At 37.7% G+C, this 14,634-nt stretch carries 17 protein-coding genes; 12 read left to right on the forward strand and 5 right to left on the reverse strand.

Annotation, left to right across the window (positions count from 1 at the left end):
• Nucleotides 1–328: 328 nt before the first annotated feature.
• The 4 genes from AC3ANV_RS07430 (at nt 329) to AC3ANV_RS07445 (ending at nt 3,975) form a co-directional block, all read left to right on the forward strand.
• Nucleotides 329–1,468, forward strand: coding sequence for an acyl-CoA dehydrogenase family protein (locus AC3ANV_RS07430; protein WP_488312993.1), 1,140 nt, complete (start codon nt 329–331; stop codon nt 1,466–1,468).
• 193 nt (nt 1,469–1,661) lie between these two features.
• Complete coding sequence (cccA, locus tag AC3ANV_RS07435; protein ID WP_488312994.1) at nt 1,662–2,030, forward strand: cytochrome c550; 369 nt, start codon at nt 1,662–1,664, stop codon at nt 2,028–2,030.
• Nucleotides 2,031–2,150: 120 nt separating this feature from the next.
• Entirely contained in the window at nt 2,151–2,882 is a 732-nt protein-coding gene (locus tag AC3ANV_RS07440; protein WP_488312995.1) for a tRNA (adenine(22)-N(1))-methyltransferase, read from the forward strand.
• Nucleotides 2,860–3,975, forward strand: a complete 1,116-nt coding sequence (locus AC3ANV_RS07445; protein WP_488314157.1) for a Nif3-like dinuclear metal center hexameric protein — start codon at nt 2,860–2,862, stop codon at nt 3,973–3,975. The genes AC3ANV_RS07440 and AC3ANV_RS07445 overlap by 23 nt, the downstream gene beginning before the upstream one ends.
• Before the next feature lie 23 nt (nt 3,976–3,998).
• Here AC3ANV_RS07445 and AC3ANV_RS07450 read toward each other — a convergent pair whose 3' ends face one another.
• Together AC3ANV_RS07450 and vrrA are read right to left on the reverse strand one after the other, a co-directional pair.
• Nucleotides 3,999–4,937 carry a 4-hydroxy-3-methylbut-2-enyl diphosphate reductase gene (locus AC3ANV_RS07450; protein WP_488312996.1) on the reverse strand — a complete coding sequence of 313 codons (939 nt, stop codon included), beginning with the start codon at nt 4,935–4,937 and terminating at the stop codon, nt 3,999–4,001.
• Between the two features lie 306 nt (nt 4,938–5,243).
• Entirely contained in the window at nt 5,244–5,900 is a 657-nt protein-coding gene (gene vrrA, locus AC3ANV_RS07455; protein ID WP_488312997.1) for a VrrA/YqfQ family protein, read from the reverse strand.
• Nucleotides 5,901–6,164: 264 nt separating this feature from the next.
• Here vrrA and AC3ANV_RS07460 point away from each other — a divergent pair, with 264 nt between their 5' ends.
• Together AC3ANV_RS07460 and AC3ANV_RS07465 are read left to right on the forward strand one after the other, a co-directional pair.
• Nucleotides 6,165–7,481 (forward strand): DEAD/DEAH box helicase, encoded by a 1,317-nt coding sequence (locus AC3ANV_RS07460; RefSeq protein WP_488312998.1) that lies wholly within the window; start codon nt 6,165–6,167, stop codon nt 7,479–7,481.
• A gap of 22 nt (nt 7,482–7,503) precedes the next feature.
• Nucleotides 7,504–8,397, forward strand: coding sequence for a deoxyribonuclease IV (locus AC3ANV_RS07465; RefSeq protein ID WP_488312999.1), 894 nt, complete (start codon nt 7,504–7,506; stop codon nt 8,395–8,397).
• Between the two features lie 52 nt (nt 8,398–8,449).
• Here the strand turns inward: AC3ANV_RS07465 and AC3ANV_RS07470 are convergent, their stop codons facing one another.
• Nucleotides 8,450–8,707 carry a DUF2624 domain-containing protein gene (locus AC3ANV_RS07470; protein WP_488313000.1) on the reverse strand — a complete coding sequence of 86 codons (258 nt, stop codon included), beginning with the start codon at nt 8,705–8,707 and terminating at the stop codon, nt 8,450–8,452.
• A 175-nt stretch (nt 8,708–8,882) separates the two neighbouring features.
• On the opposite strand from AC3ANV_RS07470, the gene AC3ANV_RS07475 reads away from it, so the two are divergent.
• The 3 genes from AC3ANV_RS07475 to zur are packed head-to-tail and all read left to right on the forward strand — an operon-like array spanning nt 8,883 to nt 10,929.
• The gene (locus tag AC3ANV_RS07475) at nt 8,883–9,662 is read left to right on the forward strand and encodes a metal ABC transporter ATP-binding protein (protein ID WP_488313001.1); all 780 of its coding nucleotides are present in this window, start codon (nt 8,883–8,885) and stop codon (nt 9,660–9,662) included.
• Entirely contained in the window at nt 9,659–10,504 is an 846-nt protein-coding gene (locus tag AC3ANV_RS07480) for a metal ABC transporter permease (protein ID WP_488313002.1), read from the forward strand. The genes AC3ANV_RS07475 and AC3ANV_RS07480 overlap by 4 nt, the downstream gene beginning before the upstream one ends.
• An 11-nt stretch (nt 10,505–10,515) precedes the next feature.
• Nucleotides 10,516–10,929: a zinc uptake transcriptional repressor Zur gene (gene zur / locus AC3ANV_RS07485; RefSeq protein WP_488313003.1), complete on the forward strand. Its 414-nt coding sequence runs from the start codon at nt 10,516–10,518 to the stop codon at nt 10,927–10,929.
• Nucleotides 10,930–10,993: 64 nt separating this feature from the next.
• Here the strand turns inward: zur and AC3ANV_RS07490 are convergent, their stop codons facing one another.
• Complete coding sequence (locus AC3ANV_RS07490) at nt 10,994–11,602, reverse strand: superoxide dismutase (protein ID WP_488313004.1); 609 nt, start codon at nt 11,600–11,602, stop codon at nt 10,994–10,996.
• 373 nt (nt 11,603–11,975) lie between these two features.
• On the opposite strand from AC3ANV_RS07490, the gene AC3ANV_RS07495 reads away from it, so the two are divergent.
• The gene (locus AC3ANV_RS07495; protein WP_488313005.1) at nt 11,976–12,671 is read left to right on the forward strand and encodes a Crp/Fnr family transcriptional regulator; all 696 of its coding nucleotides are present in this window, start codon (nt 11,976–11,978) and stop codon (nt 12,669–12,671) included.
• 35 nt (nt 12,672–12,706) lie between these two features.
• Here AC3ANV_RS07495 and AC3ANV_RS07500 read toward each other — a convergent pair whose 3' ends face one another.
• Nucleotides 12,707–13,192 (reverse strand): DUF456 domain-containing protein, encoded by a 486-nt coding sequence (locus AC3ANV_RS07500; protein ID WP_488313006.1) that lies wholly within the window; start codon nt 13,190–13,192, stop codon nt 12,707–12,709.
• Nucleotides 13,193–13,408: 216 nt separating this feature from the next.
• On the opposite strand from AC3ANV_RS07500, the gene AC3ANV_RS07505 reads away from it, so the two are divergent.
• On the forward strand, nt 13,409–14,182 hold the full coding sequence (locus tag AC3ANV_RS07505; protein ID WP_488313007.1) for a DUF1189 domain-containing protein: 774 nt from the start codon (nt 13,409–13,411) through the stop codon (nt 14,180–14,182).
• Between the two features lie 88 nt (nt 14,183–14,270).
• Nucleotides 14,271–14,600 carry a hypothetical protein gene (locus tag AC3ANV_RS07510; protein ID WP_488313008.1) on the forward strand — a complete coding sequence of 110 codons (330 nt, stop codon included), beginning with the start codon at nt 14,271–14,273 and terminating at the stop codon, nt 14,598–14,600.
• The last annotated feature ends 34 nt before the right edge of the window (nt 14,601–14,634 follow it).

The following is a 14,634-nucleotide window of genomic DNA, read 5'->3' on the forward strand; positions in this document are numbered from 1 at the left end:
TTAAGAAACTATAAAATAATTTGGTGTGGATAATTTGAAAAAGTTATCTGAATCCGGCTCCACGCCTTTTGTTCCTTTAATGGGCCAAAAAATGAAAACGCTTTTTGTATTTGTCATTTATTTTACTGAATTGTCTTTCATTTTGCAAATGTACTTCAAAAATCTTTGCTCCCCGCCGCCCGCGGAAAGCGAGTGTCTGGAGCGGAAATCAACAGGCAGTTTAACAAAGCCTATTTTAAAAAAAATATTAATATTAAGAAATTAAGGCAATCCCTTATATAATAAATTAGAAGAAAGCGTATACAAAGTTTGTTTGAGGGGGATAAAAATGAATTTTGATTTAACTTCTGAACAAGAAATGATAAAACGGACTATTCGCGAGTTTGCCGACAAAGAAGTCGCACCTGGTGCGGTGGAGCGGGATCGAAATAAACAATTTCCTTTAGCCATATTTAAAAAGCTTGCAGAAATGGGCATAATGGGTCTTCCTTTCCCTGAAGAATATGGTGGAGGAGGCGCAGACACAATAAGCTTCGCAATTGTCACTGAAGAACTTAGCCGTGCTTGCGGTTCGACAGGAATTACGTATTCTGCTCATATTTCGTTAGGTGGAGCTCCAATTAATTTGTTTGGAACGGATGAGCAGAAGATTAAATATTTAACGCCAATTTGCACGGGTGAGTCATTTGGTGCCTTTGGGCTAACAGAACCAAATGCAGGGTCTGATGCCGGTGGGACAAGAACCTTCGCTAAAGAAGAAAACGGTGAGTTTATCATTAACGGCAATAAGTGTTTTATTACAAACGCGAGTTTCGCAAACCATTTAGCTCTTACTGCTGTAACCGATGTGAGAGATGGGAAAAAGGAAATAAGTGCAATTATCGTACCAACAAACGTAAAAGGGTTTACTATTATTGACAATTATGAAAAAATGGGCTTAAATTCCTCCAATACGACTGAGCTTGTTTTAGAAGATGTTAGAGTACCGGTTGATCATTTGTTAGGAAAGCGTGGAGAGGGCTTTAAACAATTTTTAATGACACTTGATGGCGGACGTATCGGCATTGGAGCAATGGCGGTAGGTATTGCTCAGGGAGCTTATGATAAGGCGCTTCACTATGCGAAGGAAAGAAAGCAGTTCGGCAAATCTATTTCTTCTTTTCAAGCAATTCAATTCAAGCTTGCTGATATGGCGATGAAAATTGAATTAGCCCGAAATATGGTATATAAGGCAGCATGGTTAAAGGATAAGGGAAGATCGTTTTCTAAAGAGGCAGTGATGTGTAAACTTTATGCCTCAGAAATTTGTATGGAAATTACCAATCAGGCGGTACAAATTCATGGTGGATATGGCTATATGAAGGAGTATCATGTCGAAAGAATGATGCGCGATGCGAAATTATTAGAAATCGGCGAAGGGACATCCGAGGTTCAAAGAATGGTAATCGCAAGAATTATTGGTTGTTAAAAAGAAAATAGGGAAAATTAACAAGAGGTTGATGATGATAAATTCATAATTCAGTCTCTTGTATTTTTTTTTACAAACTTTTTGGACAAAGTAAGTTTAGGTCTTTTCCTTCTGTCGATTTTCAAGTAAAATAATAGTTGTTTGTAAACGTTCTATAATTTAACAGTTGTACTTACATAAGGGAGGTTATATTATGAATCGAAATCCGGTCATTCCTTTCGTACTTATTATGGTTTTTGGTATCGCTCTAATGTTCTTTCTATCCTTTAAAGGCCTCGGTGATGCGAAAGAGGTAGCCAAGGATAAAGGCGGTTCAAGCAGCGAAAAAACGGAAACGGTTGCTTCAGCTAAACCTGAGGAGATTTATAAGTCAACTTGTATTGGCTGCCATGGCGATCAGTATCAAGGGGTTGTAGGACCATCCTTACATGGTGTTGGTAAAAAGTTTACTAAGGATCAAATTAAGGGCTTCATCACCAAAGGAAAAGGCAATATGCCTCCAGGTCTTGTTCCGGAAGCACAAGCAGATGCAATGGCCGCATGGGTCTCAAAAATTCAATAATTTGTTCCTAATAAAAAAGGTCCTTTGCATCTGTAAAGGACTTTTTTTATACTATAAGGAATGAACATCTATCATAATGATAGTGAGAAGTACTATACATAGAAGCGTGGTGGGGATTTTTTGAATACTGATAAATTATCGTTCCGTTTGGCAACAGTCGCCAAATATGTTCCTAAAAATGCGAAACTTGCCGATATTGGCTCTGATCATGCTTATTTGCCTTGTTTTCTTGCAAAGAAAGCAGGAATACCGTTTGCCATTGCAGGTGAAGTTGCAGTTGGCCCTTTTCAGTCGGCCGAAAGAAATGTTTTGTCCCAAGGATTATCCGGAGTTATTTCCGTCCGCATGGGTGACGGTTTGGATGTCCTCAAGCAGGATGAGATTGATTGTATTACGGTTGCAGGAATGGGTGGCGCGTTAATAGCCGACATTTTAGAAAGAGGTAAGGATAAGCTTACATCTGTTAAACGACTTGTACTTCAGCCAAATATAAGTGCGATTTCAATCCGAAAATGGTTTTTAGAAAACAACTGGGAGCTTGTTGCTGAAGAAATCATGGAGGAAGATGAAAAAATTTATGAAATTTTAGTAGCTGAAAAAGGGGAGCCTAAGAAGCCTTATAACCCTGGAAAGGTCGAACAGGGACTTTTATTAGGACCATTTTTGGTTCAACGTCAAAATCAAATCTTTAAGAAAAAATGGCTCTTTGAAAAGAATAATTGGCAAAGAATAGTTTCTCAGCTTGAAGGTGCTGCACCAACGACTGAAACAATCAAAAAAAAGGAAGAGCTTCTAGATAAAATAAAGCTGGTAGAGGAGGCGTTAAATGGTGAAGAAAGCGAACGGTTATGAAATCATTCAACTGTTTGAACAGTTTTCTCCTAAAGGATTGGCAATGGAAGGGGATAAGATAGGCTTACAAATAGGCCGTCTAAACAAAAAAATTGATCGGGTCATGATTGCACTTGATGTACTAGAGGAAGTTATTGACGAAGCAATTGAAAAAAAAGTTCAGCTCATCATTGCTCACCACCCGCCAATCTTTCGACCGTTAAAAAATGTAATCACAGATACGGTACAGGGCAGAATGATTGAGAAATTATTAAAACATGATATTTCAGTTTATGCAGCACACACTAACCTTGATGTTGCCAAAGGAGGGGTTAATGATTTACTTGCTGATGCACTTGGATTAGTAAACACAGAGGTCCTAGTACCTACATATGAAACAAAGCTCAAGAAAATCGTCATTTTCGTTCCAGCCAGTCATGCTGATGATATTAGACAAGTATTAGGAAAAGCTGGAGCAGGATTTATCGGTAATTATAGCCATTGTTCTTTTTCAACCGATGGAATGGGAAGATTTTTACCGGGAGAAAACTCGAATCCATATAATGGGGGTAAAGGACGTTTAGAAGCAGTCGAAGAAGTTCGGATTGAGTCAATTGTTCCTGAATCTTTACTTAAAAAGGCTATAACCGCAATGGTAAAAGCGCATCCATATGAAGAGGTTGCATATGATGTATACCCCGTTGAAAATAAAGGAGAAATTCTTGGTCTTGGCAGAATAGGGACAATCCCAGCGTTGACATTGGGCGAATTTGCGGAAAAAGTAAAAACAGCTCTTGAAGTTGATAATGTTCGAGTTGTCGGCGATTTAACCTCTATCGTTAAAAAAGTAGCTGTTTTAGGCGGGGATGGTAATAAATATTTCACACACGCTAAATATAAAGGAGCCGATGTGTACGTCACAGGGGATATATACTATCACACTGCACATGACGCTATGATGGAAGGGCTGAACATGATTGATCCCGGACATAATGTTGAAAAGGTCATGAAAAATGGGCTAACAGCAATACTTAAAAAAATGTGCCTGGAATCCGGATATGAGATAGAGATTTTTCCTTCAGAAGTGAATACTGATCCTTTTCAATATGTATAAAAAAACCGGTCCAAGACCGGTTTTTAATTTTTTACTTTTGGCAGGATTTTATTTAAGGGCACATTTTTTCTGCGGTCCCATGTTGCTTTATTATTTGGATCAAATTGTTCTAGGAAGGTAATAACTTCTTTAGTAATTGGTGTTGGTGTTGACGCACCGGCTGTTACTGCAACATTTTTGGCATCTTTAATCCAGTCGATTTCCAGTTCTGTGATATCAGCAATACGATAAGCCTTTGTTCCGGCAATTTCTTCGGAAACCTGTGCTAATCGATTGGAATTATTACTTTTGGGATCGCCGACCACAATCGTCACATCTGCTTCAGTTGCCTGTTCGGCAACTGCTTCCTGCCGAATTTGGGTTGCATGGCAAATTTCATTATAAACTTCAACATGCGGATATTTTTCCTGCACCTTCTTCATCGTATCCGCAACATCCCATTGACTCATGGTTGTTTGATTTGTGACAATGAGCTTTTCAGCATCAATCTTCAATGCTTCAACGTCAGCAGGAGTTTCCACGAGATGTACAGACTCCGGTGCTACACCGACTGCGCCTTCAGGCTCCGGATGGCCCTTTTTACCGATATAAATGATTTGGTATCCTTGTGTTGCTTTTTCGTGAATGATATCATGGGTTCTTGTTACGTCAGGGCAGGTCGCATCAATTGTCACCAGCCCTTTTTTCTTGGCAAGCTCCCGTACTTCAGGTGAAATACCATGAGCTGTAAAAATAACTGTTCCGGATTCTACTTTTTCAAGTATTTCCTTTCTGTTGCTTCCGTCAAGGGTGATAATTCCTTCTTCAGCAAAGGCATCGGTAACATGTTTATTGTGGACAATCATCCCTAAAATATAGATAGGACGAGGTAATGATTTATCTAAGGCAGCATTCCTTGCGACGACCATTGCATCGACAACACCGTAACAATATCCCCGTGGTGAAATTTTTATTATTTGCATACAAAGCCTCCATAAAAACAAATAACTAATAGTCTATGTATTGATTATATAAAACTAATAGATATAATACAAAGATACATTTTTTCCTTTTATTTTTAGGCTCTGTTAAATTTGCCTTTTGATTTCCGCTCCAGGCACTCGCTTTCCGCGGTCGGTCGGGAGCCTCCTCAAGCATTAAGCCTGCGGGGTCTCCCTTGACCTGCTTTTCCCACAGGAGTCTCGCGCCTTCCGCTCCAATCAACAATGAGCTTTAACATAGCCTTTTAAATATAAAAGAATGCTGTCACCAGCATCCTCCCCGAAATTTTAAATATATAGTTTAGGTACAGAAGAACCTTTCAGTGTACCGGATGCTTTGCTAGTTGTATTTTCTTTATTTCCGGACTGTTTATTTTTAGAAGAAACTTTTTCTTTTGATTCTACTTCCGAAGTCTCAGCTACTACTTCTGTTTTCTTAGCAGTATCATTCGTTGATTCATCAGTACTATCAGGTGCATTTTTTAAGCCACGGTACAATTTCCACATTGCAGGAAGATTTTTTACAATCGGACCATATTGTTGTATCATCGGGCCAATGGATTGAGCTGTTTTTAAAACTTGTTGGGTATTGTTTAGCATACTGGTAAGTCCGCCAGGATTACTCAACGATTGAAGTAATCCACCACCACCGCTTGTAGCAGTTCTTCCTGCTCCTTGCATAGCTCCCAGCCCTCTAACACCTGCAGCTTGATTTCCCCTTCCAAGAAGTTTTGAAAGTAAACCACCACCGCCTCTGCCCATTTGCCCACGTCCACCCATCATTGGGTTTCTCCCTCCAAGCAAATTGGAACCTGCCCCCATCATTGGGTTTCTGCCCCCGAACGGATTCATCATGGGTCCTCTTCCTCCAAATGGATTCGAACCGGGTCCCATCATTTGCGGTCCCATTCCCCCTTGCATCGGGATTCTTGGTCTTGGCTGCATAATTCTAGCCTCCTTTCGATTATACCTCATGCTTTAAAGTATGCATTTACCCTATTTTGGTTTAGGTCTTCTACACAGGACGAAGACTAAATTTTAATGATTAAAAGTTGCGGGAAAGTAAAAGATGATAATAAAAGAATAGATGGGTGGAGATTTGTCTTAAACTTATATATAATTACATGATGGAAATAAAAGTGGAAGCTCTTGCTAAAGGAAGAAAACCACTCCAAATACAGAAGATATTTAAAATTAAGGAGCAAATTCATGCAAGTAAATCGATTTGAGCGTTTTAAATTTCAACCTTTTATTATAGAAGCCATTAAAGAGTTCGGTTTTTATGAGCCGACAGAAATTCAGGAGCGAATGATCCCATTAGTTTTAAAAAAGGAAAGCGCGATAGGTCAATCGCAAACAGGAACAGGGAAAACACTTGCTTTTGTCCTTCCCATTCTTGAGAAAATTGATCCAAAACGCCAAGAAGTACAAGCGGTCATCACTGCCCCGACAAGGGAATTGGCCTCTCAAATCTATCACCAAATTTTAAAGGTGACAGAACATTGCAGTCCCGACAGTACAATCATGACCAGATGTTACATCGGCGGTACGGACAAGCAGCGCACGATTGAAAAATTAAAGGTTCAGCCGCATATTGTTGTTGGAACTCCCGGAAGAATTAAAGACCTTATGATTGATCAGGCACTTTTCATTCATACATCAGAAATCCTCGTTGTTGATGAAGCGGATATGATGCTGGATATGGGATTTATTGAAGATTTGGACCAAGTGGCTGCTAAAATGCCCGAAAACCTTCAAATGCTGGTTTTCTCTGCGACCATTCCTGAAAAACTTAAACCATTTCTTAAAAAATATATGGAAAATCCAAAAACGATTCAGATTGAATCAAAAAGAAAAACAGCTGAAAATTTACAACACTATCTTTTACCATCAAGGCATCGAAATAAAAAACAGCTTGTCCACGATGCCCTTATTCATTATAACCCCTACTTAGCCATTGTTTTTACGAACACCAAAAAAATGGCCGAGGAAGTGGCGAACTTTTTAATTGCCCAAGGTTTAAAGGTAGGACGTGTTCATGGGGATTTAACCCCGCGTGAGCGTAGAAAAATGATGAAACAAATTCAGGATTTGGAATTTCAATATATTGTTGCAACAGATTTGGCCTCTAGAGGAATTGACATTGAAGGAGTCAGCCATATCATTAACTACGAATTACCCTCTGACTTAGACTTTTACATCCACCGGGTTGGAAGAACGGCAAGAGCAGGGAATTCCGGTATCGCCCTTACAATCTATGATCTTTCCGATGAGGACGCTTTAAATCGATTGGAAAAGATGGGCATTCAATTCAAAACCGTGGATCTTAAAAAAGAGGGATTTGTGGAATTAGAAGATCGAAATAGACGGAAGAGCAGAGTAAAACAAGAGGATGCGGCAGATAAAGCAGCGAAATCGATGGTTCGTAAACCATCTAAAGTAAAACCGGGCTATAAAAAGAAAATGCAATGGGAAATGGATAAAATTAAGAAACGGCAAAGAAAAATAGATCAGAGAAAGAAATAATCAGAGAGGGGAGAGAGAGGGTATGTTAAAAATAGGGTCGCATGTTTCCATGAGCGGTAAGAAAATGCTGCTTGCCGCCAGTGAGGAAGCAGTTTCATATGGTGCTAATACCTTTATGGTTTATACCGGAGCGCCTCAAAACACAAGAAGGAAAAAAATTGAGGACTTGAACATTGAAGCAGGAAGAAGGCATATGGAGGAGAATGGGATTTCAGAAATCATTGTCCATGCTCCCTATATCATAAATATCGGGAATACCGTCAATCCGGATACATTCGAATTAGGGATTCGCTTCCTTCGGAGTGAAATCGAAAGGACTGAGGCAATTGGTGCCAAGCAAATAGTTCTTCATCCCGGTGCACATGTTGGTGAAGGTACAGAAGCAGGAATTAAGAAAATCATTGAAGGCTTAAATGAAGTTCTAACCGGGAAAGAACAATTGCAAATTGCACTAGAAACAATGGCCGGCAAGGGCTCGGAATGCGGAAAATCATTTGAAGAATTAGCAATGATCATCGATGGTGTAAACTATAGTGACAAGCTTTCCGTTTGTTTTGATACCTGTCATACTCATGATGCCGGTTATAATATTGTTGAGGATTTCGACGGGGTATTAAATGAATTTGATAAAATTATTGGCTTGGAAAAATTAAAGGTTTTGCATATCAATGACAGTAAAAACGCTATCGGTATGAGAAAAGACCGTCATGAAAATATCGGGTTTGGCCATATAGGCTTTAAGGCACTCAACTATATTGTTCATCATCCGCAGTTATCAAGTGTGCCAAAAATCCTAGAAACACCATATGTTGGCGAAGATAAAAACGATAAAAAACCGCCATACAAACATGAAATTGACATGCTTCGTGAACAGAAGTTTAATGAGAATCTGCTTGATTTAATTATCCAGTCGTAAAAATAAAAGCAAAAAGCTGTGCACGGGATGCGCAGCTTTTTGCTTTATTGATTCATGATTTTGTAAATTGCATAAATAATTTATTTACCTCACGAGCTGTTTCAGGACCTGCTGATTTGGCAATTTCTTTTACTAATGCGGCCCTTTGACTATCATCAAAAATATTAACATTCTTCCCTCTTAAATAACCGGCAATCTTATTTGCCTGCAGCCGATTTAAAGAGATATTAAATTGTTGGGCATACTTTAGCAGTTCATCCGCGGTTATCGTATTAATTTTATGATTAATGATGTTTTCAAAAATCTTCACCGTCATCACTCCTCCATCTTAATGTATGAAGGAGCATTTAGAATGTGACCAAAGAATAAAATAAATTAGATTATAGAATCCTAGTTTAACCATCAGACTTTACATATAGGGTGAGCTTATTGTATACTACTTGAAGTTAAATCGGAATGATTCTTAAAATTAAAGGTGTGAGTATATGACTTCACAATCAATTATAGATTTACAGCAAGTTTTCTACAGATATGAAAAGGATATCGTCCTTGAAAATATCAATCTTTCAATTCCGGATGGTTCTTTCTTAGCTATTGTTGGACCGAATGGATCAGGCAAATCGACACTATTAAAATTAATTTTAGGGCTATTAAAGCCGCAAAAGGGTGAAATATTTCTATTTGGGCAGGAACTGAATAAATTTAAAGATTGGCAAATGGTTGGATATGTATCACAAAAGGCAAATTCATTCAACACCGGCTTCCCTGCGACAGTTTTTGAAGTAGTTTCAAGCGGTTTAACTAAAAAGCTGGGAATGTTTCGATTCTTTAAAAAGGAACATAAACAAAAAGTAATGGAAGCTCTTGAGGCTGTTGGAATGGAAAAGTATAGCGGCAGGAACATTGGGGAGCTCTCCGGTGGACAACAGCAAAGAGTTTTTATTGCCCGAGCCCTTGTTAGTGAACCAAAGCTATTAATTCTTGATGAGCCGACTGTCGGGGTAGATGCAGAGAATGTTAATGCATTTTACCAAATGCTTGCTGATTTAAATAAAAGTCGAGGTATTACCCTTTTATTGGTAACGCATGACATTGGAACCGTCTCAGATAAGGTTACACATGTTGCATGCTTAAATAAACATTTGCATTTTCATGGTGAAACGAAAGAATTTGAACAGTTTAGCACTGACGGTGTGTCCGAATTTTATGGACATGGAGTCCACTTGCTTGCCCACCACCATGACCACGGAGGCGTTTTAAATTGATCCAGGGATTTTTTCATTATGAATTTTTACAAAATGCCTTCTTAACGGGAATTATGATTGGGATTCTGGCACCATTATTAGGCGTTTTTATCGTAGTCAGAAGACTGTCTTTAATTGCGGATGCATTAAGCCATGTCACCCTTGCAGGTATTGCTGCCAGTCTCCTTATTGAAAAAAATTTCGCGGTAATGGCCGGCTTAAATCCGCTTTATTTAGGGATGGCTTTCTCCGTTGGGGGCTCATTGTTTATTGAAAAACTTAGGGGAGTTTATAAACACTATCAAGAATTGGCCATTCCAATTATATTATCAAGCGGCATTGGCCTGGGTGTTATTTTTATTTCACTTGCAAATGGTTTCAATACCGATTTGTTTAGTTATTTATTTGGCAGTGTTTCTGCCGTTAGTCGTACAGATCTATGGGTGATATTCACGATTAGTATTGCCGTTATCTTCGTTATTTTTTTATTGTACAAGGAGCTCTTCCTATTGTCATTTGATGAAGAACATGCGAAAGCATCCGGAATTGCAGCCAAGAGTATTCATTTTATTTTTATAGTCATAGTTGCCCTTGTTATTGCCGCATCGATGAGAATTGTTGGAATCCTGCTGGTATCCTCGTTAATGACTTTGCCGGTTGCTGCAAGTATCCGTATTGCAAAAGGCTTTAAACAAACAATCCTTTTATCCGTCATTTTTGGTGAAGTGTCTGTGCTTGGCGGTCTTTTTACCGCGTATTATTTAAACCTGGCTCCCGGTGGAACGATTGTTATGATTGCAGTTGTTATTTTAATTATTGCCATTTTTTACAAAAAAATATCGATTAAAAACCAGGTTGAATAGGGGGTGTTCATGTGAACGTTGATGAGGCCATTCAATATTTAAAAGAAAAAGGCTTTAAACATACAGGAAAAAGGGAAGAAATTCTCCAATTGTTTGCGGATAATGATAAATATTTGACAGCAAAGGATGTTTTGGATCAACTAAAGGATAATTATCCCGGGCTGAGCTTTGATACCATTTATCGAAACCTTTCTCTATTTGTTAACATGGGGATCCTGGAAATGACGGAATTATCGGGAGAAAAGCATTTCCGTATTACATGTTCACGTCATAATCATCATCATCATTTTATTTGTCTTGATTGCGGTAAAACAAAAGAAATTGAAACCTGTCCGATGAATGGTTTAAGTGAAGATTTAAAGGGATATGATATTTCAGGCCATAAATTTGAAATATATGGGCGTTGTCCCGAATGCACGTTATAAAATGTTACTGAACATAAAAAAACGCCCATTGGGCGTTTTTTTATGTTCAGAATATAGAGTGTTATTATTTTGCTTGACTATAGCGTTTTGAAACTTCGTCCCAATTAACAACGTTCCAGAAAGTGTTGATGTAGTCAGGGCGTTTGTTTTGGAATTTTAAGTAGTAAGCATGCTCCCAAACATCAAGGCCAAGGATAGGAGTTTTTCCTTCCATTAATGGAGAGTCTTGGTTAGGAGTGCTGGAAACTTCTAATTCACCGTTGTTCACAGATAACCATGCCCAACCGGATCCGAAACGAGTAGTCGCTGCTTTTGCAAACTCTTCTTTGAAGCTTTCGAAGCTGCCAAATTTGCTGCTGATTGCGTCAGCTAATTCACCGGTTGGTGCGCCGCCGCCATTTGGAGAAAGAATTTGCCAGAATAAAGAATGGTTAGCATGACCGCCGCCATTGTTACGAACAGCTGTACGCGCAGCTTCAGGAACTGCATCTAAGTTTGAAATGACTTCTTCAACAGATTTAGAAAGTAATTCTTCATTACCTGCTAATGCATTGTTTAAGTTTGTCACATATGTGTTGTGGTGTCGGGTGTGGTGAATATTCATTGTTTCTTTGTCAATGTGTGGTTCTAATGCGTCTTCTGCATAAGGTAATTGTGGTAATTCAAATGCCATGATAATTCCTCCTATGTATACCTTTGTATTTTTTGGCTTTAGTTAGTCTCCAAATCGCAAAGATTTTTTGAATATTTCTAAAGCTTTGTAGCCTAAGAGTATCAAATTTGGGAAAGCGTTTCAAATAAAATGCTTGATACCAACATAAATACAATACCCATGGAGTGGAATTTTATTCATTGAAGCAAGATAAAATATTTTATTCAATTCCCTCCAATAACTTTCGAAATATTGTCAAATTCACTTAAATGGCATTCTGTCAACGATATTTGTCATAATCACATTCTTTCGCCTCCAAAGCAGGTTAAACCTCTATTGACATGTTGTTTATAATTCATTTTAATCAAATTGGAAGGGTAAAGGAGTGGGGAATATGCAGAAAAGTAGCTTTTCTATATATAGTTTACTAGTACAATTTTTTCAAGAAAAAGAGCAGGTTCAAAAAATAAAGTCAGGGACCGTTCTCTTTCAAGAAAAGGATTCTGTTGAGTATGTATATCTACTACTCAAAGGAAGTCTTGCACTTGGACGGGTCCATTTGCGTGGAAAAGACTTTATCCTGAAGATTTTAAATGATCGGGAATTAGTTGTAGAATATCAGCTTTTAAAACAAAATCCTTATTACCATTTTTACGCAAAAGCACTGTCAGACTGTGAACTGCTTCCTATTAAAAAAGACCAATTTGAAGAATTTGTTTTAAATGATCCTGAGGCAATGAATGCACTTGTTTTCTGGCTCAGCACCGGTTATTTAAAAGCACAAATGAAATGCCAGGATTTAATCATGAATGGAAAAAAAGGCGGCCTGTATTCGATTTTAATCCGTCTCTGTAATTCCTATGGGATTATGACGGAAGATGGAATACTTATCGATCTGCCGTTAACTCATCAGGAATTAGCCAACCTGACATATGGAACAAGGGAAGTTATACAGCGATCATTAAAAGAACTTCGCGAAAAAGATATTATCTCCTATGATCTGCAAAAATTCACAGTGAAAAAATTAAGCTATTTAAAAGAAGAAGTGGACTGCCAAAACTGTGCTTATGAAATTTGCGGCTTAAATTAAAAAAACGAGGCTGACTCACAGGAGCAGCCTCATTTCTATTTATGCACAACAATGAAGAAGTAACCGATCATAAATGCTTGTATGATGGTTTTCGTAATCACGCTGCTAATAAAACCTATGACCGATCCAAAGCCGATTTTTAAGCTGTCTTTTAGGCTTCTTTTATTCACCAATAATTCTGCAGAAATAGCACCAATAAAAGGTCCAATCAATATACCCAAAAACGGAATAACAAAAGGTCCGATTAAGATTCCTATCGTACTTCCCCATACACCGGCTTTTGAGCCACCATATTTCTTAATTCCGATAATATTTGCAATATAATCCGCTAAAAACAAAAGAATAATTAATAATCCCTGAATCAACCAAAAAAGTAAGCTAAACGGTTTAAAATTAAAAAAGACTCCATATAAAATAAAACCTGCTAATAAAAATAAAACACTTGGGATAATCGGATAAAACAACCCAACGAATGCAACAACAAACAAAATGATGATGATTGACCAATAAATAATAGCCATCTTTTCCCTCCTTTTTGCCCTCAATATTACCCGTCTGCAAATAGTTAGGCATCATTTTAATATTTAACAATAAACCATTCGCATCAAATATTAAAGATGTAAACAACGATAATCTCTAAATAATGGTTAAAATGCAAAGAGTTTCATGGTCAATTCTTGTATCTACCCCTTTCAAAAGCTACAATAGAATGGTGAATAAGAATAAGGGTGGTCAATATGAATATTTTCAAGCAATTTTTTAAAAGTATATACTCTCCAAAGGATATTGCCTTATTTCGTTTTCAAGGTATCGGAAAAACGATCTTGTATGTATTTTTCCTTACCTTCATCTCGATTTTACCGTCAATAGTAGACTTGAGTACTTCTTTAACTACGGGTATTAATACTGCTAAAGCAGTCATACATGATGAAATACCGTCTTTTTCAATAACAAATGGCCATCTTACTTCTTCTGCAAAAGTGCCAATCAATATCCATCAGGATAATTTCACAATTATACTTGATCCCACCGGCACGATAGCTGAAAAAGATGTTCAAGATGAACAGAATGCTTTTGCACTTTTGAATAATAAATTTGTCTTAGCAGCAGGCGGAAAGATACAAACCTATCCTTATTCCATGCTGGAAGGCATACCTGTAACAAAAAATGATTTTTTAAAATTCATTGATACACTGGAAGGAATTAAAGGGATAATTATCCCGGTCATATCGTTATTCCTTTATCTATTTTCAAGTGCATCTAACTTTATTGAAATTTCCGTATTGGCCTTAATCGGTTTAGCGATTAAAAATCTTTCAGGCAGAAAATTAAACTACCGTCAATTATGGAGAATGGCTGCATACAGTGAAACACTTCCTACATTATTTTTTACCATTATGTCGGCAATCAAAACAACTGTTCCGAACAGCTTTCTTATTAACTGGTTTGTCGTAATCATTGTTTTATATTTAGCGATAAATGAAATTCCTAAACCTAAAAAAGCGCAATAAAAAGCATCCGTTTTGGATGTTTTTTTGTTCTATTAAAAGGTGGACAAGCATACGAATGTACAAACTTTCCTTTTTGGGGGCTTGTACAATGAAAAAATTATTTGGCTTGTTATTTGCAATATTAATCATATATGTCATCTACATTGATTTAACTGTTGGCACACTGCCGACCACAACTCAAAAGGTTGAGGCTGAAACGAAAAACACTTCACAGTCAGTTACAGGGCTGCCATCATTCGCAGCAAAAGTCGAACCGGGTGAAACTGTCATCTCGATTGTGGAACACCATATAAAAAAAGCTCTTCCTGTATCAATTGATGATTTGATCCATGACTTTCGAACGCTTAATCCCGGGAAAACCCCTGAGAAAATTCAAATTGGATCTACCTATCAATTCCCGGATTACTCTAAGAAATAAGGCTTTAATCCTCTTTCTTGTCAAAATTAGTTGA

The sequence above is a fragment of the Neobacillus sp. DFD-2R genome (assembly GCF_057747865.1).